General features: G+C 69.1%; 24 protein-coding genes. 16 read left to right on the top strand and 8 right to left on the bottom strand.

Features of this window, described 5'->3' with window-relative positions; genetic code table 11:
• Positions 1–14: 14 nt before the first annotated feature.
• Genes ybgC through tolA form a run of 4 tightly spaced genes read left to right on the top strand, consistent with a single transcriptional unit; the run spans position 15 to position 2,589 of the window.
• Positions 15–437 (top strand): tol-pal system-associated acyl-CoA thioesterase, encoded by a 423-nt coding sequence (ybgC, locus tag AX018_RS01545; RefSeq protein ID WP_111875525.1) that lies wholly within the window; start codon positions 15–17, stop codon positions 435–437.
• Entirely contained in the window at positions 434–1,144 is a 711-nt protein-coding gene (gene tolQ / locus AX018_RS01540) for a protein TolQ (protein ID WP_111875522.1), read from the top strand. The genes ybgC and tolQ overlap by 4 nt, the downstream gene beginning before the upstream one ends.
• A 24-nt stretch (positions 1,145–1,168) precedes the next feature.
• Entirely contained in the window at positions 1,169–1,594 is a 426-nt protein-coding gene (locus AX018_RS01535) for an ExbD/TolR family protein (RefSeq protein WP_111875520.1), read from the top strand.
• Between the two features lie 35 nt (positions 1,595–1,629).
• A complete protein-coding gene (gene tolA / locus AX018_RS01530) occupies positions 1,630–2,589 on the top strand; it encodes a cell envelope integrity protein TolA (protein WP_111875517.1) in 960 nt (319 codons plus the stop codon).
• Positions 2,590–2,766: 177 nt separating this feature from the next.
• On the opposite strand, the gene AX018_RS01525 is transcribed toward tolA, so the two are convergent.
• Complete coding sequence (locus AX018_RS01525; protein ID WP_111875515.1) at positions 2,767–4,113, bottom strand: MFS transporter; 1,347 nt, start codon at positions 4,111–4,113, stop codon at positions 2,767–2,769.
• Between the two features lie 274 nt (positions 4,114–4,387).
• Between AX018_RS01525 and cyoA the strand changes: the two genes are divergently transcribed.
• The 9 genes from cyoA to AX018_RS01480 all read left to right on the top strand — a co-directional run bounded on the left by cyoA (position 4,388) and on the right by AX018_RS01480 (position 14,289).
• The gene (gene cyoA, locus AX018_RS01520) at positions 4,388–5,422 is read left to right on the top strand and encodes a ubiquinol oxidase subunit II (protein ID WP_111875512.1); all 1,035 of its coding nucleotides are present in this window, start codon (positions 4,388–4,390) and stop codon (positions 5,420–5,422) included.
• A 59-nt stretch (positions 5,423–5,481) separates the two neighbouring features.
• The gene (gene cyoB, locus AX018_RS01515) at positions 5,482–7,482 is read left to right on the top strand and encodes a cytochrome o ubiquinol oxidase subunit I (protein ID WP_111875511.1); all 2,001 of its coding nucleotides are present in this window, start codon (positions 5,482–5,484) and stop codon (positions 7,480–7,482) included.
• Complete coding sequence (cyoC, locus tag AX018_RS01510) at positions 7,475–8,110, top strand: cytochrome o ubiquinol oxidase subunit III (RefSeq protein WP_111875508.1); 636 nt, start codon at positions 7,475–7,477, stop codon at positions 8,108–8,110. Before cyoB ends, cyoC begins: the two co-directional genes overlap by 8 nt.
• Positions 8,111–8,539 carry a cytochrome o ubiquinol oxidase subunit IV gene (cyoD, locus tag AX018_RS01505; protein WP_111875506.1) on the top strand — a complete coding sequence of 143 codons (429 nt, stop codon included), beginning with the start codon at positions 8,111–8,113 and terminating at the stop codon, positions 8,537–8,539. It abuts the gene before it with no gap.
• A gap of 65 nt (positions 8,540–8,604) precedes the next feature.
• A complete protein-coding gene (locus AX018_RS01500) occupies positions 8,605–9,381 on the top strand; it encodes an SURF1 family protein (protein WP_111875504.1) in 777 nt (258 codons plus the stop codon).
• A 7-nt stretch (positions 9,382–9,388) separates the two neighbouring features.
• Complete coding sequence (locus tag AX018_RS01495; protein ID WP_111875668.1) at positions 9,389–10,726, top strand: ATP-binding protein; 1,338 nt, start codon at positions 9,389–9,391, stop codon at positions 10,724–10,726.
• Positions 10,716–11,255 (top strand): response regulator transcription factor, encoded by a 540-nt coding sequence (locus AX018_RS01490; RefSeq protein ID WP_111875501.1) that lies wholly within the window; start codon positions 10,716–10,718, stop codon positions 11,253–11,255. Before AX018_RS01495 ends, AX018_RS01490 begins: the two co-directional genes overlap by 11 nt.
• Positions 11,256–11,400: 145 nt before the next feature.
• A complete protein-coding gene (locus tag AX018_RS01485) occupies positions 11,401–12,897 on the top strand; it encodes an aldehyde dehydrogenase family protein (RefSeq protein ID WP_111875498.1) in 1,497 nt (498 codons plus the stop codon).
• A 63-nt stretch (positions 12,898–12,960) separates the two neighbouring features.
• Positions 12,961–14,289: an NAD(P)/FAD-dependent oxidoreductase gene (locus AX018_RS01480; RefSeq protein WP_111875495.1), complete on the top strand. Its 1,329-nt coding sequence runs from the start codon at positions 12,961–12,963 to the stop codon at positions 14,287–14,289.
• A gap of 56 nt (positions 14,290–14,345) precedes the next feature.
• Here AX018_RS01480 and AX018_RS01475 read toward each other — a convergent pair whose 3' ends face one another.
• Positions 14,346–15,119, bottom strand: a complete 774-nt coding sequence (locus AX018_RS01475) for a sulfite exporter TauE/SafE family protein (RefSeq protein WP_170146159.1) — start codon at positions 15,117–15,119, stop codon at positions 14,346–14,348.
• 144 nt (positions 15,120–15,263) lie between these two features.
• On the opposite strand from AX018_RS01475, the gene AX018_RS01470 reads away from it, so the two are divergent.
• Positions 15,264–16,145, top strand: coding sequence for a LysR family transcriptional regulator (locus AX018_RS01470; RefSeq protein ID WP_111875490.1), 882 nt, complete (start codon positions 15,264–15,266; stop codon positions 16,143–16,145).
• 133 nt (positions 16,146–16,278) lie between these two features.
• Positions 16,279–17,673 (top strand): prephenate-dependent tRNA uridine(34) hydroxylase TrhP, encoded by a 1,395-nt coding sequence (gene trhP / locus AX018_RS01465; protein WP_111875487.1) that lies wholly within the window; start codon positions 16,279–16,281, stop codon positions 17,671–17,673.
• 34 nt (positions 17,674–17,707) lie between these two features.
• On the opposite strand, the gene AX018_RS01460 is transcribed toward trhP, so the two are convergent.
• From AX018_RS01460 to AX018_RS01435, 6 genes are all read right to left on the bottom strand, one after another.
• On the bottom strand, positions 17,708–18,703 hold the full coding sequence (locus tag AX018_RS01460) for a putative transporter (protein ID WP_111875485.1): 996 nt from the start codon (positions 18,701–18,703) through the stop codon (positions 17,708–17,710).
• A gap of 164 nt (positions 18,704–18,867) precedes the next feature.
• Positions 18,868–21,459, bottom strand: coding sequence for a bifunctional aconitate hydratase 2/2-methylisocitrate dehydratase (gene acnB, locus AX018_RS01455; protein ID WP_111875482.1), 2,592 nt, complete (start codon positions 21,457–21,459; stop codon positions 18,868–18,870).
• A gap of 99 nt (positions 21,460–21,558) precedes the next feature.
• Positions 21,559–22,257 (bottom strand): hypothetical protein, encoded by a 699-nt coding sequence (locus AX018_RS01450; protein ID WP_111875480.1) that lies wholly within the window; start codon positions 22,255–22,257, stop codon positions 21,559–21,561.
• Positions 22,258–22,319: 62 nt separating this feature from the next.
• Positions 22,320–23,339, bottom strand: a complete 1,020-nt coding sequence (locus AX018_RS01445) for an HpcH/HpaI aldolase/citrate lyase family protein (protein ID WP_111875478.1) — start codon at positions 23,337–23,339, stop codon at positions 22,320–22,322.
• Positions 23,336–24,112: a trans-aconitate 2-methyltransferase gene (tam, locus tag AX018_RS01440; RefSeq protein WP_111875667.1), complete on the bottom strand. Its 777-nt coding sequence runs from the start codon at positions 24,110–24,112 to the stop codon at positions 23,336–23,338. The genes AX018_RS01445 and tam overlap by 4 nt, the downstream gene beginning before the upstream one ends.
• Positions 24,113–24,152: 40 nt before the next feature.
• Entirely contained in the window at positions 24,153–25,139 is a 987-nt protein-coding gene (locus tag AX018_RS01435; protein ID WP_111875476.1) for a malate dehydrogenase, read from the bottom strand.
• A 235-nt stretch (positions 25,140–25,374) separates the two neighbouring features.
• Between AX018_RS01435 and AX018_RS01430 the strand changes: the two genes are divergently transcribed.
• Positions 25,375–26,166, top strand: a complete 792-nt coding sequence (locus tag AX018_RS01430) for a GntR family transcriptional regulator (RefSeq protein ID WP_111875666.1) — start codon at positions 25,375–25,377, stop codon at positions 26,164–26,166.
• The last annotated feature ends 142 nt before the right edge of the window (positions 26,167–26,308 follow it).

Below are 26,308 nucleotides of genomic sequence, written 5' to 3'. Positions count from 1 at the left end.
GAAGAGCCCGCTCCATGACCTTCGAGTGGCCCGTGCGCATCTACTGGGAGGACACGGATGCCGGCGGCATCGTGTTCTATGCCAACTACCTCAAGTTCTTCGAGCGCGCCCGCACCGAGTGGCTGCGCTCCCTGGGCCTGGGGCAGCAGCATCTGCGGGAACTCACGGGCGGCATGTTTGTCGTAACCGACGCCCGCCTGCGCTACCTGCGGCCCGCCCGGCTCGACGATGAACTGATTGTTACGGCCGTGCTGGAGGAAAGCGGACGGGCATCGCTGACAATACGCCAGCAAGCGCTCCTGAAACCAGAGCACGTGACAGAATCACCGCCTGCGCCGCTGTGCGAAGGCACCATCCGCATCGGGTGGGTCGATGCCGCCACGATGCGCCCCGCCCGCATCCCGGGCCACCTTCTGGAACAACTCTCACCATCATGAATTCGCAAGACATGTCCATCCTGCACTTGGTGCTCAACGCCAGCTGGGTGGTGCAACTCGTCATGGCGCTGCTGATCGGCATTTCCATCGCCAGTTGGGCCGCCATCTTCCGCAAGCTGTTCGCCCTCAAGCGCGTGCGGTCGCTCAACGACGATTTCGAGCGCGAATTCTGGTCGGGCACCAGCCTCAACGACCTCTACGCCGGCGCCACGCAGAACGCCAAGAACGCCGGCCCGATGGAGCGCATCTTCGCCAGCGGCATGCGCGAATTCCACAAGCTGCGCGAGCGGCGCATCACCGATCCCGGCACGCTGCTCGACGGCGCCCGCCGCGCCATGCGCGCCAGCTTCCAGCGCGAGATGGACGTGGTGGAATCGAGCCTCTCCTTCCTCGGCTCCGTCGCCTCGGTGAGCCCGTACGTGGGCCTCTTCGGCACGGTGTGGGGCATCATGCACGCCTTCACCGGCTTCGCGGGCATGGAGCAGGTCACGCTCGCCACCGTGGCGCCCGGCATCGCCGAAGCGCTCGTGGCCACGGCCATCGGCCTCTTTGCCGCCATCCCCGCCGTGGTGGCCTACAACCGCTTCGCGCGCGACATCGACCGCGTGGCCATCCATCAGGAGACCTTCATCGAGGAGTTCTCCAACATCCTGCAGCGCAACCTCGGCGCGCACCCCTCGCCCGCATCGTCGGCCTCCGGCCACTGATCCCCACGCCGCAAGGAGCCCCCCATGCCCGCGATGGCCTCGCGCGGCGGCAGCCGCCGCCGCTCCATGAACGAGATCAACATGGTCCCCTTCATCGACGTGATGCTGGTGCTGCTCATCATCTTCATGGTGACCGCCCCCATGCTCACGCCCAGCAGCATCAACGTGCCCACCGTCGGCAAGGGCGCCAAGGCGCCCAAGACCTTCGGCCAGGTGATCGTGCAGAAGGACGGCAGCCTGCAGCTCAAGACCGGCGACCTGGAGCGCCCCGTCACCCTCAAGGACCTGGGCGCCGCCGCCAAGGCCTGGCAGGCCACACAGCCCGAGGGCACGCCGGTGCTCGTCACCGCCGACAAGAGCGTGACCTACGAAACCGTGGTCAAGGCCATGGACACGCTGCAGCGCGCGGGCGTTCAGCGCGTGGGCCTGACCGTCAAGTCGGGTAGCTGACCCCCCGCCTCTCCGCAGCCGCCCCACCGATCGCGATGTACGCCACCAACGACCGAGACCAGTTCGCCCCCACGCGCCCGCCGGGACGGATGCGCGCCGTTGCCCTCGCCGTACTGGTCCATGCCGCGCTCATCGGAGCGCTGACCTGGGGCGTGCACTGGAAGACCAGCGCCGACCAGCCCTCGGTCGATGCGGAACTGTGGTCCCAGTTGCCCCAGCAGGCAGCCCCCGCCGCCGTGGCGCCGCCACCGCCCCCCGAACCGACCCCGGCCCCCACGCCCGCGCCGCCACCGCCCGCGCCTCCGCCCCCTCCACCGCAGGCAGCGCCCCAGCAGCGCGAGGCGGACATCGCCATCGAGCGCGAGAAAAAACGCCTCGAACAGGAAAAGAAGGAACGCCAGCTCCAGGCCGAGCGCGACCAGCGGGAACGCGAACGCCGTGAACAGGCCGAGCAGGAGCGCAAGGAACGGCTGCAGAAGGAAAAGGACCAGCGCGAGAAAGAGCAGCGCGAAAAGGACCGCCGCGAGCAGCAGGAAAAGCAACAGGCCGAGAAGGAAAAACAGGAGCAGCAGCAGAAAAAGCTGGCGGAAGAAAAGCGCAAGGCCGAGGCAGCCGACGCCAAGCGGATGGAAGCGCAGCGCCAGGAAAACCTGCGCCGCATGCAGGGCCTCGCGGGCGCCACGGGCGGCGAGACGTCCACCGGCACGGCGCAGCGCAGTTCCGGCCCGTCGGGCAGCTACGGCGGCAAGGTGGCGGCCAAGGTGCGCCCCAACATCGTCTATCCGGATGCGATCTCCGACAACCTGCGCACCGAGGTGGAAGTGCGGGCCGCGCCCGACGGTACCATCGTCGGCACGCGCATCACCCGCTCCAGCGGCAACAAGGCCTGGGACGACGCGGTGGTGCGCGCCCTGGAAAAAACCGAAACCCTGCCCCGCGACGTGGACGGCCGCGTGCCCTCCTCGCTCGTGATCGGCTTCCGCCCCAGGGACTGACGGGGGTTCGAGCCCCGAGGAGGCCCCTCGGCCATTCGCCATGCTCCGTCCCCGCCCGCCGCCCATGCCGTGCAGGCGGCCACCCCGGAGCCCCGCGCCCCAAGCCAAAAGGGCCATGCACGCATGCATGGCCCTTTTTTTCATGGGATCAAGGCGCCGCCTCCTGCGGCCGATCCTTCACTCGTCGGCGCGCTGGCGCTCGATCATGCGGTTGATGCGCAGCGCGCCCAGCGTGCAGACCACGCCCGAGAGCAGGTAGAGGCACACGGCCACCAGCCCGAAGCGCGCCGACAACCCCAGGGCCACCAGCGGCGCGAATGCCGCCCCCACCAGCCACGCCAGATCCGCCGACAGCGCAGCCCCCGTGTAGCGGTAACGCGGGGAGAAGTTGGCCGTGACCGTCCCCGAGGCCTGCCCGTAGGAGAGCCCCAGCAGCACGAAACCCACCAGGATGAAGACGTTGTTGCCCGCGGTGCCGCTGCTCAGCAGCCAGGGCGTCACCAAGCTGAAGGCGCCGATCAGGCAGGCCATGGTACCCAGCGTGTTGCGGCGCCCCATCTGGTCGGCCAGGCGCCCCGATATGGCGATGGCGATGGCCGCCAGGAACGCGCCCACGATCTGCATGCCCAGCACGTGGGTGATCGACTGCTCGGAATACATCGAGATCCACGACAGCGGGAACACGGTCACCACATGGAACAGCGCGAAGCTCGCCAGCGCGGCGAATGCGCCCAGCACCACATTGCGCCCCTCGTTGCGCATCAGCCGCAAGGCCCCGACGGGTTCGAGTTCGCGCTGCTGCAGCAGGTCGCTGTACGACTGCCCCACGATGAGGCGCAGGCGGGCGAACAGGGCCACCACGTTGATGGCGAAGGCCACGAAGAACGGATAGCGCCAGCCCCAATCGAGGAACTCGCGCACGCTCAGGCTGCTGTAGAGGTAGGCGAACAGGCTCGCGGCCAGCGCGAAGCCCACGGGCGCGCCCAACTGGCCCACCATGGCGTACCAGCCGCGCCGCTCCGGGGGGGCGGACATGGCCAGCAGCGACGGCAGGCCATCCCAGGAGCCGCCCAGCGCCAGCCCCTGGCCGAAGCGCAGGATGACCAGCGCCACGACGGCCGCGCTGCCGACGCTCTCGTAGCTGGGCAGGAAGGCCATGCCCGCCGTGGAGGCTCCCAGCACGAAGAGCGAGAGGGTGAGCTTGGTGCCCCGGCCCCATCGCCGCTGCACCGCCATGGAGAGGGCCGTGCCGATCGGACGGGCGATGAAGGCGACCGCGAAGATCGCGAACGCCATCAGGGTACCGTCCAGGCGCGAGAGGTACGGAAACAGGAAGGACGGGAACACCAGCACGCAGGCGATGCCGAACACGAAGAAGTCGAAATACTCGGACGACCGCCCGATGATCACGCCCACGGCGATTTCGCTGGGCGTGGCTTCTTCATGGGTGTCCGCATGGGACAAAGATTCCTCGTGATGGAAATTCCCCGAGGGATATGTGGCGGAACCAGCGAGCCCACTCATAGAACGCCTCCTCAAGTCATGCTGAACACAGCACCGTTCTACACCCGCGCCCACCACCGCCACAAGGCGATTTTTCCCCAAACGGGGGCCGGATAAACCCTTACATCCACTCGGGATTTGGAGGGGGCGCGCCGCAAGCCCCTGCCCATGCGGGTTCGGCGCGCGCCTTGACCTTGGACAAAATGTCCAATCGACAAAACTATCCAACGTATTACATTCGGTCAGTTCTGTAATCCGCGTTTATCCCTAAACGCGTTTTTGTCACGCCCCAAGCATGCTGAAAATCAAGAAACTCCGCGGGCCCGCATGGCTCGGCGCGGCCGCCTTGGCAGCCAGTCTGACTGGCTGCAGCAAGGCCGTCGTCCTCAATCCGGCAGGAGACATCGCCGCGCAGCAAGGCCAGCTGGTGGTCACCGCGACCCTGCTCATGTTGATCATCATCGTTCCGGTGATCCTGCTCACCTTCCTCTTCGCATGGAAGTACCGGCAGTCCAACACCCAGGCCGAATACGATCCCGACTGGCACCATTCCACCACGCTGGAGCTGGTGATCTGGACCGTGCCCCTGATGATCATCATCGCGCTGGGCGCCCTGACCTGGATCAGCACCCACAAGCTCGACCCGTACCGCCCGCTGGAGCGCATCGACGCCAACCGCCCGCTGCCCGGCAACGCCAAGCCGCTGGAGATCCAGGTGGTGGCCATGGACTGGAAATGGGCCTTCTTCTACCCGGAACAAGGCATCGCGACGGTGAACGAAGTGGCCGCCCCGGTGGACCGCCCCATCGTCTTCAAGCTGACCTCCTCCTCCACGATGAACGCGTTCTACGTGCCCGACCTCGCCGGCATGATCTACACCATGCCCGGCATGCAGACGGAGCTGAACGCCATCATCAACAAGCCGGGAGTCTTCCACGGCATGTCCTCGCACTACAGCGGCGCGGGCTTCTCGGGCATGACCTTCAAGTTCCACGGCCTGAGCGACGACGACTTCGCCAAGTGGGTCGGCGAGGCCAAGGCGGGCGGCAAGGCGCTCGACAGCAAGACCTACCTGGCGCTGGCCAAGCCCAGCGAGCGCAACCCCGTCGAGCGCTTCGCTTCCGTGGAAGAAGGCCTCTACGACAAGGTGCTGAACCGCTGCGTGGAAGACGGCAAGATGTGCATGCACCACATGATGGCCATCGACGCCAACGGCGGCGAGGCCTTCCTGAAGGCCAGCGGCCTGAATCTGCCCCAGGACGTGTGCACCGCCGAGAACTCGGCCCGCGTGGTCGCCTCCCTGGAAAATCGCGCCACCCCCTCGCAATGACCCTGTCGGGCCGGGCGGCCGCGTGAGCGGCGCCGGGCCCCTTTCCGAAGAGACTCGATATGTCCGAACATACCTCCGCGTCCCACTGGGCCCTGGGACGGATCACCTGGGACTCCGTACCGATGGCGCATGAGCCCATCGTGCTGTGGACCTTCATTGCCGTGGTGCTGGGCGGGATCGCCGTGCTGGCGGCCATCACCAAGTTCCGCCTCTGGGGCCCCCTGTGGCGCGACTGGATCTGCAGCATCGACCACAAGAAGATCGGGATCATGTACATGATCCTCGGCCTCGTGATGCTGCTGCGCGGCTTCGCCGATGCCGCCATGATGCGGCTGCAGCAGGCCATGGCCTTTGGCGACAACATGGGCTACCTGCCCCCACACCACTACGACCAGATCTTCACCGCCCACGGCGTGATCATGATCTTCTTCGTGGCCATGCCGCTGGTGACGGGCCTGATGAACTACCTCGTGCCGCTGCAGATCGGCGCACGCGACGTGTCGTTCCCCTTCCTGAACAACTTCAGCTTCTGGATGACCACGGCCGGCGCGGTGCTGGTGATGATGTCGCTGTTCCTGGGCGAGTTCTCCACCTCCGGCTGGCTGGCGCTGTCCAACCTGGGGGCGCAGAACCCGGGCGTGGGGCTGGACTACTACATCTGGGCGCTGCAGATCGCGGGGGTGGGCACGACGCTATCGGGCATCAACCTGATCGTCACCATCATCAAGATGCGCGCGCCCGGCATGAGCCTGATGCGCATGCCCGTCTTCACCTGGACCGCCCTGTGCACCAACGCGCTGATCGTGGCCTCGTTCCCCGTGCTCACGGCCGCCCTGGTGCTGATGTCGCTGGACCGCTACCTGGGCACGCACTTCTTCAGCAATGACTTCGGCGGCAACGCCATGCTGTACGTGAACCTGATCTGGATCTGGGGCCACCCCGAGGTGTACATCCTGATCCTGCCCGTCTTCGGCGTCTTCTCCGAGGTGGTGGCCACGTTCTGCAAGAAGCGCCTGTTCGGCTACACCTCCATGGTGTATGCCACGGTGTGTATCACCATCCTCTCGTACCTCGTGTGGCTGCACCACTTCTTCACGATGGGCTCGGGCGCGAGCGTGAACACCTTCTTCGGCATCACGACGATGATCATCTCGATCCCCACGGGCGCGAAGATCTTCAACTGGCTGTTCACCATGTACAAGGGCCGCATCCGCTTCGAGCTGCCCATGATGTGGACCGTCGCCTTCATGGCCACCTTCGCCATCGGCGGCATGACCGGCGTGCTGCTGGCCGTTCCCCCGGCCGACTTCGTGCTGCACAACAGCCTGTTCCTGATCGCTCACTTCCACAACGTCATCATCGGCGGCGTGGTGTTCGGCCTGTTCGCCGGCATCAACTACTGGTATCCCAAGGCCTTCGGCTACAAGCTCGACCGCACCTGGGGGGTTCGCTCCTTCTGGCTGTGGGTGGTGGGCTTCTGGGTGGCCTTCACGCCGCTGTACGTGCTGGGCCTGATGGGCGTGACCCGCCGAGCCAACCACTTCGAAGACCAGTCCCTGCAGATCTGGTTCGTGATCGCCGCCATCGGCGCGGCGCTGATCGCCGCCGGCATCGGCTGCTTCCTGATCCAGCTGGTGGTGAGCTACCTCAAGCGCGAGGAGCTGCGCGACGTGACCGGCGACCCCTGGGACGCACGCACGCTCGAATGGGCCACCTCCTCGCCCCCGCCGCAATACAACTTCGCGTTCACGCCCCGCGTGTACGAGATCGATGCCTGGTGGGACATGAAGAAGCACGGCTACCAGCGTCCGCTGTCGGGCTTCCAGCCCATCCACATGCCGGCCAACACCGGCGCGGGTGCCGTGATCTCCGCGTTCAGCCTGGTGATGGGCTTCGCGCTGATCTGGCACATGTGGCTGCTGGCCGGACTGTCGTTCGCGGCGGTGATCCTGGCGTCGATCATCCACACGTTCAACTACAAGCGCGACTTCTACATCCCCGCCGATGAAGTCATCTCGACCGAAGAAGCCCGCACACTCCAATTGGCCCGCCATGTCTGATATCCGTTACCAAGCAGCCGGCGCGGCCGGCGCCCTGGCTTCGCGCGACTACCGCCTCGCGGAGGAGCCCCACCCCGAGAACGGCACCGCGCTGGGCTTCTGGCTCTACCTGATGAGCGACTGCCTCATCTTCGCGGCGCTGTTCGCCACCTATGGCGTGCTGGGCCACAGCTACGCGGCCGGCCCCACGGGCGCGCAGCTCTTCGACCTGACGCTGGTGGCCATCAACACGGCCTTCCTGCTGCTGTCGTCCATCACCTTCGGCTTCGCGATGCTGCAGAAGCAAAAGGGCAACGTGCGCGGCACGCTGGCCTGGCTGGCCGTTACCGGCGTGTTCGGCCTGTGCTTCCTGGGCCTGGAGCTCTATGAGTTCGCCCACCTGCTGCACGAGGGCGCGGGCCCGCAGCGCAGCGCCTTCCTGTCGGCCTTCTTCACGCTCGTGGGCACCCACGGCCTGCACGTGACCTTCGGCCTGATCTGGATGGTGGTGCTGATGATCCAGATCGGCAAGCATGGCCTGATCCCCGAGAACAACCGCCGCCTGATGTGCCTGTCCATGTTCTGGCACTTCCTGGACGTGGTCTGGATCGGCGTCTTCACCTTTGTGTACCTGATGGGGGTGCTGTAAATGAGCGCACAGAATTCGCATGCACACGCACATGCCCACGGCGGGCATGACGACCACCACCACGACGACGGCCCGCACAGCACGTTCTCCGGCTACATGATCGGCTTCGTGCTCTCGGTCATCCTCACCGCCATTCCGTTCTGGCTGGTCATGGCCAAGGTCATCGCCGACCGCAACACGGCCGTGCTGGTGCTGGGCGGCTTCGCCGTGGTACAGATCCTGGTCCACATGGTGTATTTCCTGCACATGAACGGCAAGGTCGAGGGTGGCTGGACCATGCTGTCCACGATCTTCACCGTGGTCTTCGTGGCCATCGCCATCACGGGCACGCTGTGGGTCATGTTCCACATGAACACCAACATGATGCCGGAGCACACCATGCCCGGCACCGCGGCGCCCGCCGCCGCGCCGGCGGTGATCACGCCTTGAGCGTGGCGGCGCACCGCGATGGAGACGCCGCCCCCCGGGGCCGGCGCTCCCGCACCGTTCAAGCGATGCTCATCCTGGTGGGCATCGCCTTGTTTTTGGGCTTTCTGGCCCTGGGCACCTGGCAGGTCCAGCGCCGGGCCTGGAAACTCGCGCTGATCGAACGGGTGGAGCAGCGCGCGCATGCCGCGCCCGTGCCGGTGCCCCCTCCCGCCGAATGGGGCAAGGTCGATGCCGCGGGCCACGAATACCTGCCCGTCACCGCCACCGGTCGCTGGCTGCTGGACAAGACCGTCCTGGCGCAGGCCACCACGGATCTGGGCGCCGGCTTCTGGGTGATGACGCCGCTGCAGCAGGCCGATGGCACGCAGGTGCTGGTCAACCGGGGCTTCGTGCCGCAGGCGCAGCGCGCCCAATGGCTTTCCGGGGCCGGCGATGGCCCGGCGGCACACGCGGTCACCGTGCAGGGCCTGCTGCGCATGAGCGAACCCGGAGGCGGCTTCCTGCGCTCCAACGACCCCGCGCAGCAGCGCTGGTATTCACGCGATGTCACGGCCATCGCCGCCGCGCAGGGGCTGGCGCAGGCAGCGCCCTTCTTCATCGATGCCGGACTCCCCGATCCCCGGGCCGCCGCCTCCGTGGCGCCCGCAGCAGATGCCGCGCAATGGCCCCGGCCGGGCATGACGGTGATCCGCTTCCACAACAGCCACCTCGTCTATGCGCTGACGTGGTACGGGCTTGCGCTGATGGTTGCGGGCGCGGCCTGGTATGTGGCACGCTACGAGTTTCGCCTGCGTTCCGCCGACCGTGCCCCTTCCGCCCCGACGCAGCAGCCCCCGCGCTGACACTGCCCTGCCCTCTTCCAGCACCGCTCCCTCCCCGTCGGCGCGCAACGCGCGCTCCGCCAATGCCGCCGCGGGGCTGAAGAACCTGCATCAGCTCATCCAGCTGCGCTGGGTGGCGGTGATCGGGCAGGTGTTCACCATCGAGGTGGCCTACTACAGCCTCGGCCTCACGCTGCCCGTGCGCGAGATGCTCATGGTGGTGGGCTGCCTCGCGCTCTTCAACATCGTCAGCCTGCTGCGCTGGCGCACCGGCCACGGCGTGCGCCATGTGGAGCTGTTCCTGGCGCTGCTGATCGACGTCGCGGTGCTCACCGTGCAGCTCTACCTGAGCGGTGGCACGGGCAATCCGTTCGTCTTCCTCTACCTGCTGCAGATCGCCGTCGGCGCGGTGCTGCTGCGCGGCGGCTTCATCTGGTCGATCGTGCTCATCACGACCGGCTGCTTCGCCGCGCTCTCGCGCTTCAACCTGCCCCTGCCCCTGCCGGCGGACCTGCACCGGGGCCTCTCCAGCCCCTACCTGCTCGGCCTGCTGGTGTGTTTCCTGCTCAACGCGATCCTGGTGGTGATCTTCATCACCCGCATCGAGCGCAACCTGCGCCAGCGCGATGCCCGCCTCGCGGCCGCCCGGCAGCGCGCCATGGAGGAAGAGCACATCGTGCGCATGGGCCTGCTCGCCTCGGGCGCGGCACATGAACTGGGCACGCCGCTGTCCACCATGGCGGTGATCCTGGGCGACTGGCGGCACGATCCGCGCCTGGCCGGCGACACCGTGCTGCAGGACGAGATCGCCGAGATGCAGATCCAGGTGCAACGCTGCAAGGGCATCGTGAGCGGCATCCTGCTGTCGGCCGGCGAAACACGCGGCGAGGCCTCCGCGCAGACCACCGTGCGCACCTTCGTGGACGCGCTGGCGCGGGAGTGGCGAGCCACGCGGGCCATTGCCGACTTCGACTACGACAACCAGTTCGGCGCAGACACGCCGATGGTGTCCGACACCACGCTCCAGCAGATGGTTTTCAATGTGTTGGACAATGCCCGCGATGCATCGCCCGGCTGGGTGGGCCTCACCGTCGAACGCGACGCCGATACCTTGCGCATCACCGTGGCCGACGCCGGCCCGGGATTCGATCCCGCCATCCTGGCCAACCTCGGCAAGCCCTACCAGTCGAGCAAGGGCCGCGCGGGCGGCGGGCTGGGCCTCTTCCTGGCCATGAACGTGGCGCGCACGCTGGGCGGCAGCGTCACGGCCCGCAACCTGCCGGACCGGGGCGCGGAGGTGACCATCCGCCTGCCGCTGGCGGCGATCGCACTGCAGGAAACCGGACAAGCACACCATGGACGCTGAATGTGAACGCCCGTTGCTGATCGTGGAGGACGACGAGGCCCTCGCGCGCACGCTGGCCCGCTCGTTCGAGCGGCGCGGCTACAGCGTGCTGCAGGCGGACAGCCTGGCCGGCGTGGAAGACCTGCTCGCGCGGCAGCACCCCGACTATGCCGTGGTGGACCTGAAGCTCAAGGGCGAGGCCTCGGGCCTGGCCTGCGTGCAGAAGCTGCACGCCGCCAACCCGGACATGCGCATCGTGGTGCTGACCGGCTTCGCCAGCATCGCCACCGCGGTGGAGGCGGTGAAGCTCGGCGCCTGCCACTACCTCGCCAAGCCCTCCAACACCGACGACATCGAGACCGCCTTCGGCCTGGCCGAAGGCAACACCGAGGTGGAGCTGACCAACCGCTCCAGCTCCATCAAGACACTGGAGTGGGAGCGCATCCACGAGGTGCTGGCCGAGACCGACTTCAACATCTCCGAGGCCGCGCGCCGGCTCGGCATGCACCGGCGCACGCTCACGCGCAAATTGGGCAAGCAGCGCGTCTGAATTGCGCTTTTCTGCCGTGATGGGGGCCTGAAGTTCTGCTTCATGCCGAGTTTTGCCCGGGTGAATCCACTCGGCGGTGGACAGGTCGATACTGCGTTTCCGGGAACCCCGTCCGGGCTTCCCTGTCGCAGCCAGGAACCGCCGCATGCCCTCGTCCCTCATCGATCGCCTCTCCAGCGCCGGCCTTCTGGACCGCATCTTCATCGGCGGCGACTGGGTGCGGCCCCACGGCCAGGACCGCTCCAGCGTCATCGACCCGTCCACCGAAGAACCCGTGGCGGAGATCGTGCTGGGCGACGCGCAGGATGTCTCCGCCGCGGTGCAAGCGGCCCGGCGGGCCTTCGCCGCCTGGTCCGCGACGGCGCCGCGGCAGCGTGCCGCGCTGCTCGATCGCGTACATGGCCTGATTCTGGAGCGGGCCGAGCTTTTCGCCCAGACGATCTCGCTGGAAATGGGCGCCGCCATCGCTTCGGCGCGCAGCGTGCAGGTACCGTCCGCGGCGGAGCACATCCGGGTGGCCCGGGATCTCGCGGCCACCTATGCCTTCGCCACGCGCCGCGGTGACATCGACATCGCGCGCGAGGCCATCGGCGTGTGCAGCCTGATCACGCCGTGGAACTGGCCCCTCTACCAGATCACGGCCAAGGTCGGGCCGGCATTGGCGGCCGGCTGTACGGTGGTCCTCAAGCCCAGCGAACTCTCGCCGTTCAGCGCGGTGCTTCTCGCCGAGGTGCTGCGGGACGCCGGCCTTCCCGCAGGGGTGTTCAATCTCGTGAGCGGCACGGGGCCGGAGGTCGGCGCCGCGCTGGCCTCGCACCCCGACGTGGACATGGTCTCGATCACGGGCTCGACGCGTGCCGGGGTCCTCGTGGCGCAGGCGGCCGCGCCGACGGTCAAGCGCGTGGCCCAGGAGCTGGGCGGCAAATCGCCCAACATCCTTCTTCCGGACGCCGACCTCGCGCGCGCCGTGTCCGGGGGCGTGGCAGCGGCATTCCGCAATGTAGGCCAGTCCTGCAGCGCCCCCACGCGCATGATCGTGCCGCGCGCGCACCTCGGCGCGGTCGAGCAGCTCGCCCGCGAAGCGGTCTCGCGCCTCGTCGTGGGCGACCCACGGTCACCGGAGACCACGCACGGCCCCCTGGCCAACCGCGCGCAGTTCCACCGCGTACAGGAGATGATCGGCGTGGGGATCGCCGAGGGCGCGCGGCTGGTCTGCGGGGGGCCCGGCCGGCCCGAGGGCCTCGCACGGGGCTTCTACGCGCGCCCGACCGTCTTCTCCGACGTCGCGCCGCAGATGCGGATCGCGCAGGAGGAGATCTTCGGTCCGGTGCTTGCCCTGATCCCCTACGACAGCGTGGACGAGGCCGTGGAGATCGCCAACGGCACCGACTACGGCCTGGGCGCGCACGTCCAGAGCCAGGACGCCGGGGCCGCGCGCGCGGTCGCGGCCAGAATCCGCTCCGGGCAGGTGCACATCAACTATCCCGCCTGGAACCCGCAGGCGCCTTTCGGCGGCTACAAGCGTTCGGGCAACGGGCGCGAGTACGGCCAGGAAGGCTTCGAAGAGTACCTGGAGACCAAGGCCATCCTCGGCCTGGAGCCGGCCACCGATGCTGCGCCCGCCGCCGCCGGGCACCGCTGAAAGCGCCGCCCAACCTGTTCGTGGCGCCAGGCCACGGCCCGAAACGATCCACGAAAGCCCCTGATGCGCCAGCCACTGCGTTCCATCGACAACTCACCCGGCCTGCCGGGCCACGCCGACGCCGTGGTGATCGGCGGCGGCATCGTGGGTGTCTTCGCCGCCTACTACCTCGCCCGGCGCGGGCTCTCGGTCGCGCTCGTCGAGAAGGGCCGGATCGGGGCCGAGCAATCGAGCCGCAACTGGGGCTGGTGCCGCCAGCAGAACCGCGACGCGCGCGAGCTGCCCATGGCCACCCGCAGCCTCGATCTCTGGGAGCAGTTCATCGCGGACACCGGCGAGGACACGGGCTTCCACCGCTGCGGGCTGCTGTACCTGAGCGATGACGAGGCCGAGCTGTCCCGCTGGGCGAACTGGCGGGATTTCGCGAAGACCATGGGCGTCACCACCCACATGCTGAGCGGCCCGCAGGCCACGGAACGCGGACGGGCGACGGGCCGGGCCTGGCGGGGCGGCGTCTTCTCGCCGAGCGACGGCACGGCCGATCCCTCCAAGGCCGCGCCGGCGGTGGCCGCGGCCCTGCAGAAGCTCGGCGGCAGCGTGCACCAGCACTGCGCGGCCCGCGGCATCGAGGTGCAGGGCGGCCAGGTCTGCGGCGTCGTGACCGAGGCCGGCACCATCCGCACCCGCTCGGTGGTGTTCTCGGGCGGTGCCTGGGCGTCTTCGTTCTGCCGCCAGCTCGGCATCCGGTTCCCGCTCGCCACGGTGCGCCAGTCCATCGTCCGCGTGCTGCCGCAGGAGGGCGCGGGCCTGCCGGACGCCCTGCACACCGCGCGCGTCTCCGCCACCCGCCGCAGCGACGGCAGCTACGCACTGGCCATCAGCGGCCGGGGGCGCGTGGACCTGACGCCGCAGCTCCTGCGCTTCGCCCCGCAGTTCGTGCCCATGTTCGCGAAGCGGTGGCGCAACATCCGCCCCGGGGGCCTCGAAGGCCTGCGCGCGGGGCACGAGACGCTGGCGCGGTGGCGGCTCGATGCGCCCACGCCCATGGAGCGCGTGCGCGTCCTCGACCCCCGCCCCGACCCCGTGGCCGTCCGGCAGACGCACCAGCGTGCCGTCGAACTGCTGCCGGCCCTGAAGGACGCCGGCATCGCCAACGCCTGGGCCGGATTCGTGGACAGCACGCCCGACGGCGTGCCCGGTATCGGCGAAGTGCCCGGCATCGGGGGCTTCATCCTGGCGGCGGGCTTTTCCGGCCACGGCTTCGGCATCGGCCCCGGGGCCGGGCACCTGATCGCCGACCTGGTCACGGGCGCGATGCCGATCTTCGATCCCGCGCCGTACCGGCCGGAGCGGTTCAGCAGCTCGTCCTGGGGCAAGGTGGCCGACTTCTAGGCCATGCTTGATCCAGCAGGCCGCCGGCGCCCGCCAGCAGAGCGCGCAGGTCTCGCCTACCCCAGCAGCATGCCCAGCCCCAGCACCAGCAGCCCCGCCATGAGGCAGCGCCGGAACGCCTCCGGCGACAGGTGGCGCCGCAGGCGTGCGCCGAGCGCCATGCCCACGATGGCCGGAGCCAGCAGCAGCACCGAGGCTGCCAGCGTGGCGGGAGGCAGGCTGGCCTGCGATGCGAGGCCCGCGCCCAGCGCGATCGTGGAGACCGTGAAGCCCAGCCCCATCGCCTGCACGAGCGCGTCGCGCTGCAGGCCCAGCGCCTGCAGATAAGGTACGGCCGGCACGACGAACACGCCCGTCGCGGCCGTGATGGCGCCCGTCACCGCCCCCACGGGCACCCCCAGCCAGCGCTGGTACCGCCCGGGCACCGGGGGCAGGCGCACGCCCGCGAGCGACCACCCCGCATAGGCGATGAGCGCCGCTCCCAGCGCCATGCGGGCGCCCGCGCCCTGGGGCGCACCCAGCCACCATGCTCCCGCCCAGGTGCCGGCGCAGATGCCCACCTGCAGCCCGGCATGCCGCCGCAGCAGCGCGGGCGCGTCGCGCCAGGGCCGCATCTGCCAGAGGTTGGTGGCGAGCGAGGGCACGACCAGCAGCGCCGCGGCCTGCGCGGGCGGCATCCAGAGCGCGAGCAGCGCCATGGAGACGGTGGGCAGGCCCAGCCCGACCACGCCCTTCACCATGCCCGCCAGCATGAACACCAGTGCCGCCGCGCAGGCCATGCCCAGCGGCATGGCCGCCACCACCGATCCCATCCCTGCCGCTCCTGCCATGCCTGCGCTCCTGCGTCCGCTGCGCCACCAGCAGCGCAGTGCGGCGATTCTGGGAGGCCCGGCGGTCGCGCACCATGCGGATGTTCCGTGGCCCGGCTTCGGCGCCGCCGAAGGCAGGAAGGCACCGGCGTGGTAGCGTGCGGCATGCGCTTCGACCTCACCGACCTGCAGCTCTTCCTCCACGTGCACGAGGCCGGCACGATCACGGCGGGCGCGGAGCGCACCCACCTCTCGCTGGCATCGGCCAGCGAGCGAATCGTCGCCATGGAGCAGGCGCTCGGTGCGCCGCTGCTGGTGCGCGGGCCACGCGGGGTGCGCGCCACGGCCGCGGGCCAGACGCTGGCGCACCATGCGCGCGCCGTGCTGCAGCAGATGGAGCGGCTGCGCGGCGAACTCGGCGCCGGCCTGTCGGGCCACGTGCGCATGCTCTGCAACACCTCCGCGATGAGCGAACACCTGCCCGGGCCGCTCGCCGCCTTCCTGGCGGCGCACCCGAGCACGGCGGTGGACGCCCAGGAGCGCGGCAGCGACGACGTGGCCGATGGCGTGCGGGACGGGCTGTGCGACATCGGCATCGCCTCGCGCGCCGCCGACCTGCAGGGCCTGGCGGTGCGCCCGTTCGTGGCCGACCCGCTGGTGCTCGTCGTGCCCCGGGGACACCGGCTGGCCGCGCGCGGCGCCATCGCCCTGGCGGACGCGGCGGACGAGGACTTCGCCGGCCTGCCCGAAGACAGCGCGCTGCAGACCCACCTCGCGCGCCAGGCACGGCGCCAGGGCCAGCGGCTGCGCTACCGCGCGCGCCTGCAGCACGTCGATGCCGTGTGCCGGCTCGTGGGCCTGGGCGCGGGGCTCGTGGCCATCGTGCCGCGCGCCTCGGCCCTCCGGCTGGCCCGCAGCACCGGCGTGCAGCGCGTGGCTCTCACCGACCCGTGGGCCGCGCGGGAGCTGGTACTTTGCGTTCGCGCCGATGCGCAGGCCCTGTCCACCCACGCCAGGGCGCTGCTGGACCACCTCGCCGCGGGCTGACACAGGCGGTCCGCCCCGCCCGGGGCTTGCCCTGGATCAAGGCACCGGGCGCCACCGCGCCGCAGAATCGCGCGCTTTGCCGCGCGCCCCTGCAGACCTTGCGGACCGCGCGCCCAGACCCAGGACACCCGCCATGCCCAACCCCACCGCCCCCGAACTGCTGCTGCCCGCAGGCTCCCTCGACAAGATGCGCGCGGCCTACGACTTCGGCGCCGACGCCGTCTATGCGGGCCAGCCGCGCTATTCGCTGCGCGCGCGCAACAACGAGTTCCGCCTGGAGCAGATCGGCCAGGGCATCCGCGAGGCGCATGCGCGCGGCCGCAAGTTCTTCGTGACCAGCAACCTGCTGCCGCACGACGACAAGGTGCGCACCTACCTGCGCGACATCGAGCCCGTGATCGCGCTCGCGCCCGATGCCCTCATCATGGCCGACCCCGGCCTCATCATGCTGGTGCGCGAGCGCTGGCCAGAGATGCCCATCCACCTCTCGGTGCAGGCCAACACGGTGAACGCGATGGCGGTGAAGTTCTGGCAGCGCCTGGGCCTCGCGCGCATCATCCTCTCGCGCGAGCTGGGCCTGGACGAGATCGACGGCATCCGCCAGCAGTGCCCCGACATCGAGCTGGAAGTGTTCGTGCACGGCGCGCTGTGCATCGCCTATTCGGGCCGCTGCCTGCTCTCGGGCTACTTCAACCGGCGCGATGCCAACCAGGGCACCTGCACCAACGCCTGCCGCTGGAGCTACGCGGCCGGCGCCGGCACCGACGCCACCGACAGCGGCGAAGTGATGCCCGCGCGGATCGCGGACGGCTTCGACCCGCACGCCGAGCGCGGCGAGGCCGACGCCGCCTTCGCCGCGCGCGGGGGTACGGCCCGCCATCCCCTCGCGGACCAGGTCTATCTGCTGGAGGAGAAGGAGCGCCCCGGCGAGCTGCTGCCGGTGATGGAGGACGAGCACGGCACCTACATCCTCAACAGCCGCGACCTGCGCGCGGTGGAGCACGTGCGGCGCCTGGTGGAGATCGGGGTGGATTCGCTCAAGATCGAGGGCCGCACCAAGAGCCGCTACTACGTCGCGCGCACGGCGCAGGTGTACCGCCGCGCCATCGACGACGCCGTGGCCGGCCGGCCCTTCGACCCGGGCCTGCTCACCGAGCTGGACGGCCTCGCGCACCGGGGCTACACCGCCGGCTTCCTGCAGCGCCGCCCCGCGCAGGACCTGCAGAACTACGAAACGGGCAGTTCCCGGCCGCTGCGCAGCCAGTTCGTGGGCGAGGTGGTCGCCACAGGCGACGGGTGGGCCGAGGTGGAGACCCGCAACCGCTTCGCGGTGGGCGACCTGCTGGAAGTGATCCACCCCGAGGGCAACCGCACCGTGCGGCTGGCGCGGATGCACGCGGCGCTGGACGGCGCCCCGCTGCAGATCGCGGCGGGCAACCCGCTGCGGGTGCGCATCCCCCTAGAAGCCCCCGCGCAAGGGGCCCTCCTTGCACGAATCTTGAATGAAAACGCCCCCATGTCGCCGTAAATATTACATAGTTAGCTATTAAAAATATAGCAAATCAACCCGCCAGCCCCTCCACCGCCGGGGCCGCCATCTGCCGCTCGAAGGCACGCAGGCGCTTGTAGACCGAGATCTGCTCCACCACCGTGCTCCAGTTCAGCACCAGGAACTGGAACGAGTCGAGCACCTTGTCGAAGGCTCGCGCGATCTGCTGCATCACCCCCAGGGTGATCGCGCCCGCCACCAGCGTGGGCCCGAGCGCCACCAGCGGCACGAGCACGCTCACCTGCAGGTACGACCACTTCACGACGTCGAAATACAGGTAGTGGAAGAACAGCCGGAAGTAGTTGCGCCGCACGTCCTGGAACAGCGCGGCGGCCGTGGGCGGCGAGGCGCGCGCGGCGTCGTCCTCGCCCAGCACCAGTTCCTTGCGGTAGGCCGCCTCCACGCGCTGGTTCTGGAACTCCAGCCCCGGCAGCCGCACGCCCACCAGCGCCAGCAGCAGCGTGCCGCCCAGCGCCCAGATGAGCGCCACCCAGACCAGCGAATGCGGCACGGCGCCCAGCACCGGCAGGGCCGTCACCTTGTCCGAGAGCACCCACAGGATGGGCAGGAAGGCCCCCAGCGTCATCAGGCTGCGCATGAAGCTCAGCCCCAGGTCTTCCATGATGCGGGCGAAGCGCATCGTGTCTTCCTGCACCCGCTGCGCCGCGCCCTCGATGTGGCGCAGCCGGGGCCAGGCGGCCATGTAGTGCTCGTTCATCGCCTGGCGCCAGCGGAAGATGTAGTGCTTGGAGAAGAAGTCCACCAGCACCGCCGTCGTCACGTACAGCATGGCCACGTGCGTGAAGGTGGAGAGCTGCCGCCAGAACTCCTCCATCGTGATGCTGCCGGGCTGGCCCAGCCCCTTCTGCACCAGGTCGTAGAAGCTGCCGAACCAGTCGTTGATCTGCACGTCGAGTTCGACGCGATACCACGTGGACAGCAGGATGGCGAGCGAGCCGAGGACCGACCAGGGCCACCAGCGGCGAGACAGGAAGAAGGACTTGAACATGGGGGGGAGCTTGTTGTCGTGGTTCTGCCTCCTGCGACCCGTGCGCCGCAGGTTCGTTCCATCGCCGCGCGGCGCCGCCGGGCCCGCCCGGGGGCGACGCAAAAACGGCCCGGGGATCGCTCCCCGGGCCGTTGCTTGCGCGGCGCTTCAGTCGCAGCCGGGCCTCAGGCCGCGACGGACTTGGCGGCGTCCGCGTATTCCTCGATCTGGTCGAAGTTCATGTAGCGGTAGACGCTGGCCTTGTCGGCGTCGATGACGCCCATCTCCTTGAGGTATTCCTCCTTGGTGGGCAGGCGGCCCAGGCGCGAGGCGATGGCCGACAGCTCCGCCGAGCCCAGGAACACGTTGGTGTTCTTGCCCAGGCGGTTGGGGAAGTTGCGGGTGGAGGTGGAGATCACCGTCGCGCCCTCGCGCACTTGCGCCTGGTTGCCCATGCACAGCGAGCAGCCCGGCATCTCGGTGCGCGCGCCGGCCGTGCCGAAGGCGGCGTAGTGGCCTTCCTTGATCAACTCGTTCTGGTCCATCTTGGTGGGCGGCGCCACCCACAGCTTGACGGGAATGTCGCGCTGGCCGCCCAGCAGCTTGGCCGCCGCGCGGAAGTGGCCGATGTTGGTCATGCACGAGCCGATGAAGGCCTCGTCGATGGGGGTGCCGGCCACTTCGGAGAGGAACTTGGCGTCGTCCGGGTCGTTCGGGCAGCAGACGATGGGCTCCCGGATGTCGGCCAGGTCGATGTCGATCACGGCGGCGTACTCGGCGTCCTTGTCGGCTTCGAGCAGGTCGGGCTTGGCCAGCCAGGCCTCGACCTTCTCGATGCGGCGGGCCAGGGTCTTGGCGTCCGCGTAGCCGTCGGCGATCATGTTCTTCATCAGGACGACGTTCGACTTCAGGTATTCCTTGATCGGCTCCGGATTCAGCTTGATCGTGCAGCCGGCGGCGGACCGCTCGGCCGACGCATCGGACAGCTCGAACGCCTGCTCCACCTTCAGTTCGGGCAGGCCCTCGATCTCCAGGATGCGGCCCGAGAAGATGTTCTTCTTGCCGGCCTTGGCCACCGTCAGCAGGCCGGCCTTGATAGCGTAGAGCGGGATCGCGTGCACGAGGTCGCGCAGCGTCACGCCGGGTTGCATCTCGCCCTTGAAGCGCACCAGCACCGACTCGGGCATGTCCAGCGGCATCACGCCCGTGGCGGCGCCGAAGGCCACGAGGCCGGAGCCCGCGGGGAACGAGATGCCGATCGGGAAGCGCGTGTGGCTGTCGCCGCCCGTGCCCACGGTGTCGGGCAGCAGCAGGCGGTTGAGCCAGCTGTGGATCACGCCGTCGCCGGGGCGCAGGGCCACACCGCCGCGGTTGCTGATGAAGGCCGGCAGCTCGCGGTGGGTCTTCACGTCCACGGGCTTCGGATAGGCGGCCGTGTGGCAGAACGACTGCATCACGAGGTCGGCCGAGAAGCCCAGGCAGGCCAGGTCCTTCAGCTCGTCGCGCGTCATCGGGCCGGTGGTGTCCTGCGAGCCCACGGTGGTCATCTTGGGCTCGCAATAGGTACCGGGGCGCACGCCCTGGCCTTCAGGCAGGCCGACGGCGCGGCCGACCATCTTCTGCGCCAGCGTGAAGCCCGCCGTGGAAGCGGCCGGCGCCTGCGGCAGGCGGAACACGGTGGATGCGGGCAGGCCCAGGAACTCGCGCGCCTTGGCGGTGAGCGAGCGGCCGATGATCAAGTTGATGCGGCCGCCGGCGCGCACTTCGTCCAGCAGCACGTCGCTCTTGAGCGAGAACTCGGCCACGGTGGCGCCGTTCTTCACGAGCTTGCCGTCATAGGGCAGCACGTCGATCACGTCGCCCATCTCCAGATTGGACACCTCGACCTCGATGGGCAGCGAGCCCGAATCTTCCTGCGTGTTGAAGAAGATCGGGGCGATCTTGCCGCCCAGCGTCACACCGCCGAAGCGCTTGTTGGGCACGAAGGGGATGTCCTGGCCCGTGGCCCAGATCACGCTGTTGGTGGCCGACTTGCGGCTGGAACCGGTGCCCACCACGTCGCCCACGTAGGCCACGATGTGGCCCTTCTTCTTCAGGTCCTCGATGAACTGCATCGGGCCGCGCTTGCCGTCCTCCTCGGGCTTGAAGGCCGCGTCGGGGCGCGTGTTCTTCAGCATGGCGAGGTAGTGCAGCGGGATGTCGGGGCGGCTCCAGGCATCGGGCGCGGGCGAGAGATCGTCGGTGTTGGTCTCGCCGGGCACCTTGAACACGGTCACGGTGATCTTCTTCTCGACCTCGGGGCGGCTCGTGAACCACTCGGCATCGGCCCAGCTCTTCATCACTTCCTGGGCCTTGGCGTTGCCGGCCTTGGCCTTGGTCGCCACGTCGTTGAAGAAGTCGAACATCAGCAGCGTCTTCTTCAGCGCGTCGGCCGCCACGCCGGCCACCTCGGCGTCGTCCAGCAATTCGATCAGCGGGTGCACGTTGTAGCCGCCCACCATCGTGCCCAGCAGCTCGGTGGCCTTGGCCTTGGAGACCAGGCCGACGGCGATGTCGCCGTGCGCCACGGCGGCCAGGAAGCTCGCCTTGACCTTGGCGGCATCGTCCACGCCCGGGGGCACGCGGTGCGTGAGCAGATCCAGCAGGAACGCATCCTCCCCGGCGGGCGGGTTCTTGATCAGCTCGATCAGTTCGGCGACCTGCTTTGCATCGAGCGGCAGGGGCGGGATGCCCAGGGCGGCGCGCTCGGCCACATGGTCACGGTAGGCTTTCAACATGGTGTTCTCCGGTGGGTTTCGTTCGTTGGATTTCTAAGGGGGCGGCTCCAGCCGGCGGTGCCAGGGTGCGCACCGCCCGCTTCGTTTTCTCGCAGCTGCTTACTTGGCCGGTGCCTCGGCGGCGGCCGGCGCGGTGGCCGCTGCGGGCGCGGCAGGCGCCGGCGCATCCAGCAGGCCCGGCTGCGGGTTCTTGCGGATGGATTCGGTCACGGCGACCTGCTGCGGGCTCATGCACTCGTCGGCCAGGCGCTGGCCGAGCTTCTGGTTCATGAGCATGGATTTGTTGGCGATCTGGATCCACACGGCGCCGGCCTTCGCGTCTTCCAGGCGCACCGCGCCCGTGCTGGTGGCGACGGGCGTCATGCGGTAGTTGAAGCCCTTGCCGGCGACGTGAAAGTAGCCGGGCGACTTGGGGTCCGCGGCGATGTCCACCGAGGCGCCCAGCTCGCAGGCGATGTGGCCCGTGTGCACGCGCTCGGCGATCGCCAGCTCGGCGGGGCTCAGGGCCGCCTCGGCCGCGATGAGCCCCGAGGCCACCTGGTTGGTCGCGCTCTTGAGCTGCGCGCGGCTGCTCTGGGGCTTGGCCTTGGCCACCGTCGTGGACTTGGACTCCGACGCCTTGGACGCAGCGGTCTTGGCCTTGGCCGCCGGCTTGGCGGCGGAGCTGCCTTCGGCCTTGGCGGTGGCCTTCGTCGCCGTCTTGGCAGCGGCGGGCTTGGTCGTGGACGCGGGAGCATCCTGCGCCATCACCAGGGCAGGAGCCAGCAGCATCAGAGCGGAAGCGGCGAGATTTTTCATGGGGACTCCTGCAAGGGAGAGAGCGTGGGGACGGGAAAAGGCGACAGCCACAGGAACACGGGTCAGGCGGCCCCTGGCGCGGTGGAATCGAACCAGGCCCGCGCCGCCGGAGGCAGCGCGCGGCCGGTCTGGTGTGCACGCTCCAGCACCTGCCAGAAATAGCGGTAGCTGGCGCGGTCGTGCAGAACGCCGTCCACGCTGATGGGAGCCCATGCAGCGCGCTCGGCGGCGGAAACGATGGCGGCGGCCTGGGCGATCTCGTCCTGCGCCGGCGCGAAGGCCTCCAGGATGGGACGGATCTGGCCGGGGTGGATGCTCCACATGCGGGTGTAGCCCAGCTCGCGCGCTGCGCGGCCGGCGGCGGCGCGCAGGGCCTGCGCATCGCTGAACTCGGTCACCACGCAATGCGATGGCACCTTGCTGTGCGCATGGCAGGCGGCCGCGATCTCCAGTTTGGCGCGCACCACCAGCGGGTGCGCGAACTGGCCCTGGGCTCCCATGGCCTGCGCGGGAATGGCGCCGCCGTGCGCGGAGACGAAATCCATCAGCCCGAAGCTGATCGACTCCACGCGCGGATGGGCGGCGATCTCGAAGGCGCGCTGCACGGCGGCGGGTGACTCGATGAGCACGTGCAGGGGCAGGTGGCGCGCACCGGCCGCGTCCAGGGCCCGCTCGGCGCGCAGCACGTCGTCCACCGACTCGACCTTGGGCACCATGAGGTGGCAGAGCCGGTGGCCGGCCTCGCCGGCGATGGTGGCGACGTCGCCCGCGAACGCGGGATGGTCCACGGTGTGCACGCGCGCGGCCACGCGGGCGCCGTCGTGCGCACCGCGCGCCAGCGCCGCGACCAGCGCGGCATGCTCGCGCTCCAGCCCAGCCGGAGCACCGTCCTCGCAATCGAGGGTGACGTCGAACACGCAGCGGCCGAACTCGGCGGCCATGTCGGCCTGCAACTGCAGGCTCTTGCGCATCCGAGCCTCCACGCCGCTGTAGTGGTCGCACACGGGCAGGCGCGAGGACGCCGCCTGGGCGCCCAGCAGCACCTCGGCGGGATGGAGGGAAACGGCCGCCGGGGCATTCATGCAGAACGCCTCGCCACGATGAACATGCGCGGGAACGCCAGCAGGCGCCGGCCGTCCGCGCGGGCGGGATAAGCCGCATCGATGCGGCGCTCGTACTCGGCCAGGAAGCCGGCGCGCGCGCCATCGGCCAGCGGATCGACGAAGGGCTTGAGCCCCGTGCCGCGCACCCATTCCACGATGGCGGCGGCCGAGGGCATGGCATGCTGGTACACGGTGTGCCACACATCGACGCCCTGCGCCCGGGGCGCGAGCAGGTCGTAATAGTCGGCGATGCCGAGGATGCGCGTGCGCAGGGCCGCGACGTCCCCGATGGCATCGCGCCACGGGGCCTGCGCGGCGACCTCGCGCATCAGGCGGTGCGAGGGCTCCTCGCGGTTGTCCGGCATCTGGATGGCCAGCACGCCACCCGGCGCCAGCGCCGCGAAAAGCCTCGGGATCAGGGATTCGTGCCCACCCACCCATTGGAGGGAGGCGTTGGCATAGATCAGGTCGGGCGCCTCGGCGGGTGCCCAGTGCGCGATGTCGGCCTGCAGGAATTCCGCCGCCGGCAGGCGCTCGCGGGCGCTCTGCAGCATGGCGGCGGACGTATCGATGCCGGCCACGTGCGCCTGCGGAAAGCGCCGCGCCAGCAGCTCGGTCGAATTGCCGGGGCCGCACCCCAGGTCCACCACGCGCGATGCCGCGGGCAGCGGCACCCGCGCGAGCAGTTCATGGGCCGGACGCGTGCGCTCGTCCTCGAAACGGCGGTAGAGCGCAGGGTTCCAGTCGTGCATGGACGTCATGCGTGGGGGGTCGCGGCAGCCGGCGGGCCGCTTACAGCAGGTGCTTCACGCCGTCCTGCTCGCCTTGCAGCTCGGCCAGGGTCTTGTTGATGCGCTCCTGGCTGAAGGCGTCGATTTCCAGGCCTTCGACGATCTTGTATTCGCCGTTCTCGGTGGTGACCGGGAAGCCGAACACGATGCCTTCGGGAATGCCGTACTCACCCTTGGACGGCACGCCCATGGTGACCCACTTGCCGTTGGAGCCCAGGGCCCAGTCGCGCACGTGGTCGATGGCGGCGTTGGCAGCCGATGCGGCGGAGGACAGGCCGCGCGCCTCGATGATGGCCGCGCCGCGCTTGCCCACGGTGGGCAGGAACACGTCGGCGTTCCAGACCTGGTCGTTGATGGCGTCCTTCACCGACTTGCCGCCGATGGTGGCGAAGCGGTAGTCGGCATACATCGTGGGCGAGTGGTTGCCCCAGACGGTGAGCTTCTCGATCTCGCCGACCTTGCCACCCGTCTTGGCGGCGATCTGGCTGGCCGCGCGGTTGTGGTCCAGGCGCAGCATGGCGGTGAAATTCTTGGCCGGCAGGTCGGGGGCCGACTTCATGGCGATGTAGGCGTTGGTGTTGGCGGGGTTGCCCACCACCAGCACCTTCACGTTGCGCGATGCGACGGCGTTCAGCGCCTTGCCCTGGGCCGTGAAGATCTGGGCGTTGGCGGCCAGCAGGTCGGCGCGCTCCATGCCGGGGCCGCGGGGGCGGGCGCCCACGAGCAGCGCGTAGTCGGTGTCCTTGAAGGCGGCCAGCGGATCGCTGTGCGCCTCGATGCCGGCCAGCAGCGGGAAGGCGCAGTCTTCCAGCTCCATGATCACGCCCTTGAGTGCCTTCTGGGCCTTCTCGTCGGGGATTTCGAGCAGTTGCAGGATGACGGGCTGGTCCTTGCCGAGCATTTCGCCGGAGGCGATACGGAACAGCAGTGCGTAACCAATTTGGCCGGCTGCGCCGGTGACGGCAACGCGGACGGGCTTCTTGCTCATGAGGAAAACTCCAGAAGAGAGGGAATGAACGGGTGTCGGCACAGGGCGCGCCGGCGCCGGTCGATCCCAGCCGCCGTGCCCTGCAAAACAACTGCCGAGTGTACCGCCGAAAAGCGGCCAGGGTCAATTTGTCTTATGTCTTATATAAGATATGATCCGAGCCACCCGGAGCCCGGGCTCGCCCGACCGCGGGCGGGCCACGGCCACCCATTTTTTCGAGCCGCCCACGATCCGCATGTCCTCCCCTCCGGCCACCACGCCCGACAGCCCCGCCCCACCGGCCGGCGGCACGGGCGCGGCCACGCCGGCCTTCAGCCCCCTCTACCAGCAGATCAAGGGGCTGATCCTGCAGAGCCTGCAGCACGGCGAATGGAAACCCGGGGAGGCCATCCCGAGCGAGATGGACCTCGCGGCCCGCTTCCGCGTGAGCCAGGGCACCGTGCGCAAGGCCATCGACGAGCTGGCGGCCGAGAACCTCGTGATGCGCCGCCAGGGCAAGGGCACCTTCGTCGCCACCCACGCCGAGCGCCACGTGCAGTACCGCTTCCTCAAGCTGCAGCCGGACGTCGGCGACGCGGACACCGAGGGCCCCGCCCAGCGCCGGATCATCGAATGCCGCCGCCTGCGCGCCAGCGCCGACATCGCCCGGGCCCTCGCCCTGCGCAGCGGCGATGCCGTGGTGACGGCCCGGCGCATCCTCTCCTTCGCCGAGGTGCCCACCATCCTGGAGGACATCTGGCTGCCGGGCCAGGCCTTCAAGGGCCTCACCGCCGAGCGGATGGCCGACTACCCCGGCCCCACCTACGCCATGTTCGAGATCGACTTCGGCGTGCGCATGGTCCGCGCCGACGAGAAGATCCGCGCCGTGCTGCCCGATGCCGGCCAGGCCGCGCTGCTGGGCATCGATGCCGGCACGCCCCTGCTGAGCGTGGAGCGCATCGCCTACACCTACAACGACGTTCCCATGGAGTTACGCCGGGGGCTGTATCGAACCGATACCCACCATTACCACAATGCACTGCAGTGATGGCACCCGCGGCGGGCCCCTCCAGATCGCCCGCGATGGAAATCGTAGTACCCACAAACCCGTCGTTGTTGCATTGCAATAGAATTTTGGGCTGTTTCGCCTGCGCGAAATTACAACGCAGTTACATCCACGAAAGCCACCG

It is taken from the genome of Paracidovorax anthurii, assembly GCF_003269065.1.
GTDB classification, from domain to species: Bacteria; Pseudomonadota; Gammaproteobacteria; order Burkholderiales; family Burkholderiaceae_C; genus Paracidovorax; species Paracidovorax anthurii.
The sequence above is the reverse complement of the archived record's forward strand: the minus strand, read 5'-3'. Positions and strand labels throughout refer to the sequence as shown.

What these genes read in the sequence shown, in the direction of transcription:
- ybgC (WP_111875525.1), top strand. Translation starts at nt 15, where the DNA reads ATGACCTTCGAGTGGCCCGTGCGCATCTACTGGGAGGACACGGATGCC.
- tolQ (WP_111875522.1), top strand. Translation starts at nt 434, where the DNA reads ATGAATTCGCAAGACATGTCCATCCTGCACTTGGTGCTCAACGCCAGC.
- AX018_RS01535 (WP_111875520.1), top strand. Translation starts at nt 1,169, where the DNA reads ATGCCCGCGATGGCCTCGCGCGGCGGCAGCCGCCGCCGCTCCATGAAC.
- tolA (WP_111875517.1), top strand. Translation starts at nt 1,630, where the DNA reads ATGTACGCCACCAACGACCGAGACCAGTTCGCCCCCACGCGCCCGCCG.
- AX018_RS01525 (WP_111875515.1), bottom strand. Translation starts at nt 4,113, where the DNA reads ATGAGTGGGCTCGCTGGTTCCGCCACATATCCCTCGGGGAATTTCCAT.
- cyoA (WP_111875512.1), top strand. Translation starts at nt 4,388, where the DNA reads ATGCTGAAAATCAAGAAACTCCGCGGGCCCGCATGGCTCGGCGCGGCC.
- cyoB (WP_111875511.1), top strand. Translation starts at nt 5,482, where the DNA reads ATGTCCGAACATACCTCCGCGTCCCACTGGGCCCTGGGACGGATCACC.
- cyoC (WP_111875508.1), top strand. Translation starts at nt 7,475, where the DNA reads ATGTCTGATATCCGTTACCAAGCAGCCGGCGCGGCCGGCGCCCTGGCT.
- cyoD (WP_111875506.1), top strand. Translation starts at nt 8,111, where the DNA reads ATGAGCGCACAGAATTCGCATGCACACGCACATGCCCACGGCGGGCAT.
- AX018_RS01500 (WP_111875504.1), top strand. Translation starts at nt 8,605, where the DNA reads ATGCTCATCCTGGTGGGCATCGCCTTGTTTTTGGGCTTTCTGGCCCTG.
- AX018_RS01490 (WP_111875501.1), top strand. Translation starts at nt 10,716, where the DNA reads ATGGACGCTGAATGTGAACGCCCGTTGCTGATCGTGGAGGACGACGAG.
- AX018_RS01485 (WP_111875498.1), top strand. Translation starts at nt 11,401, where the DNA reads ATGCCCTCGTCCCTCATCGATCGCCTCTCCAGCGCCGGCCTTCTGGAC.
- AX018_RS01480 (WP_111875495.1), top strand. Translation starts at nt 12,961, where the DNA reads ATGCGCCAGCCACTGCGTTCCATCGACAACTCACCCGGCCTGCCGGGC.
- AX018_RS01475 (WP_170146159.1), bottom strand. Translation starts at nt 15,119, where the DNA reads ATGGCAGGAGCGGCAGGGATGGGATCGGTGGTGGCGGCCATGCCGCTG.
- AX018_RS01470 (WP_111875490.1), top strand. Translation starts at nt 15,264, where the DNA reads ATGCGCTTCGACCTCACCGACCTGCAGCTCTTCCTCCACGTGCACGAG.
- trhP (WP_111875487.1), top strand. Translation starts at nt 16,279, where the DNA reads ATGCCCAACCCCACCGCCCCCGAACTGCTGCTGCCCGCAGGCTCCCTC.
- AX018_RS01460 (WP_111875485.1), bottom strand. Translation starts at nt 18,703, where the DNA reads ATGTTCAAGTCCTTCTTCCTGTCTCGCCGCTGGTGGCCCTGGTCGGTC.
- acnB (WP_111875482.1), bottom strand. Translation starts at nt 21,459, where the DNA reads ATGTTGAAAGCCTACCGTGACCATGTGGCCGAGCGCGCCGCCCTGGGC.
- AX018_RS01450 (WP_111875480.1), bottom strand. Translation starts at nt 22,257, where the DNA reads ATGAAAAATCTCGCCGCTTCCGCTCTGATGCTGCTGGCTCCTGCCCTG.
- AX018_RS01445 (WP_111875478.1), bottom strand. Translation starts at nt 23,339, where the DNA reads ATGAATGCCCCGGCGGCCGTTTCCCTCCATCCCGCCGAGGTGCTGCTG.
- tam (WP_111875667.1), bottom strand. Translation starts at nt 24,112, where the DNA reads ATGCACGACTGGAACCCTGCGCTCTACCGCCGTTTCGAGGACGAGCGC.
- AX018_RS01435 (WP_111875476.1), bottom strand. Translation starts at nt 25,139, where the DNA reads ATGAGCAAGAAGCCCGTCCGCGTTGCCGTCACCGGCGCAGCCGGCCAA.
- AX018_RS01430 (WP_111875666.1), top strand. Translation starts at nt 25,375, where the DNA reads ATGTCCTCCCCTCCGGCCACCACGCCCGACAGCCCCGCCCCACCGGCC.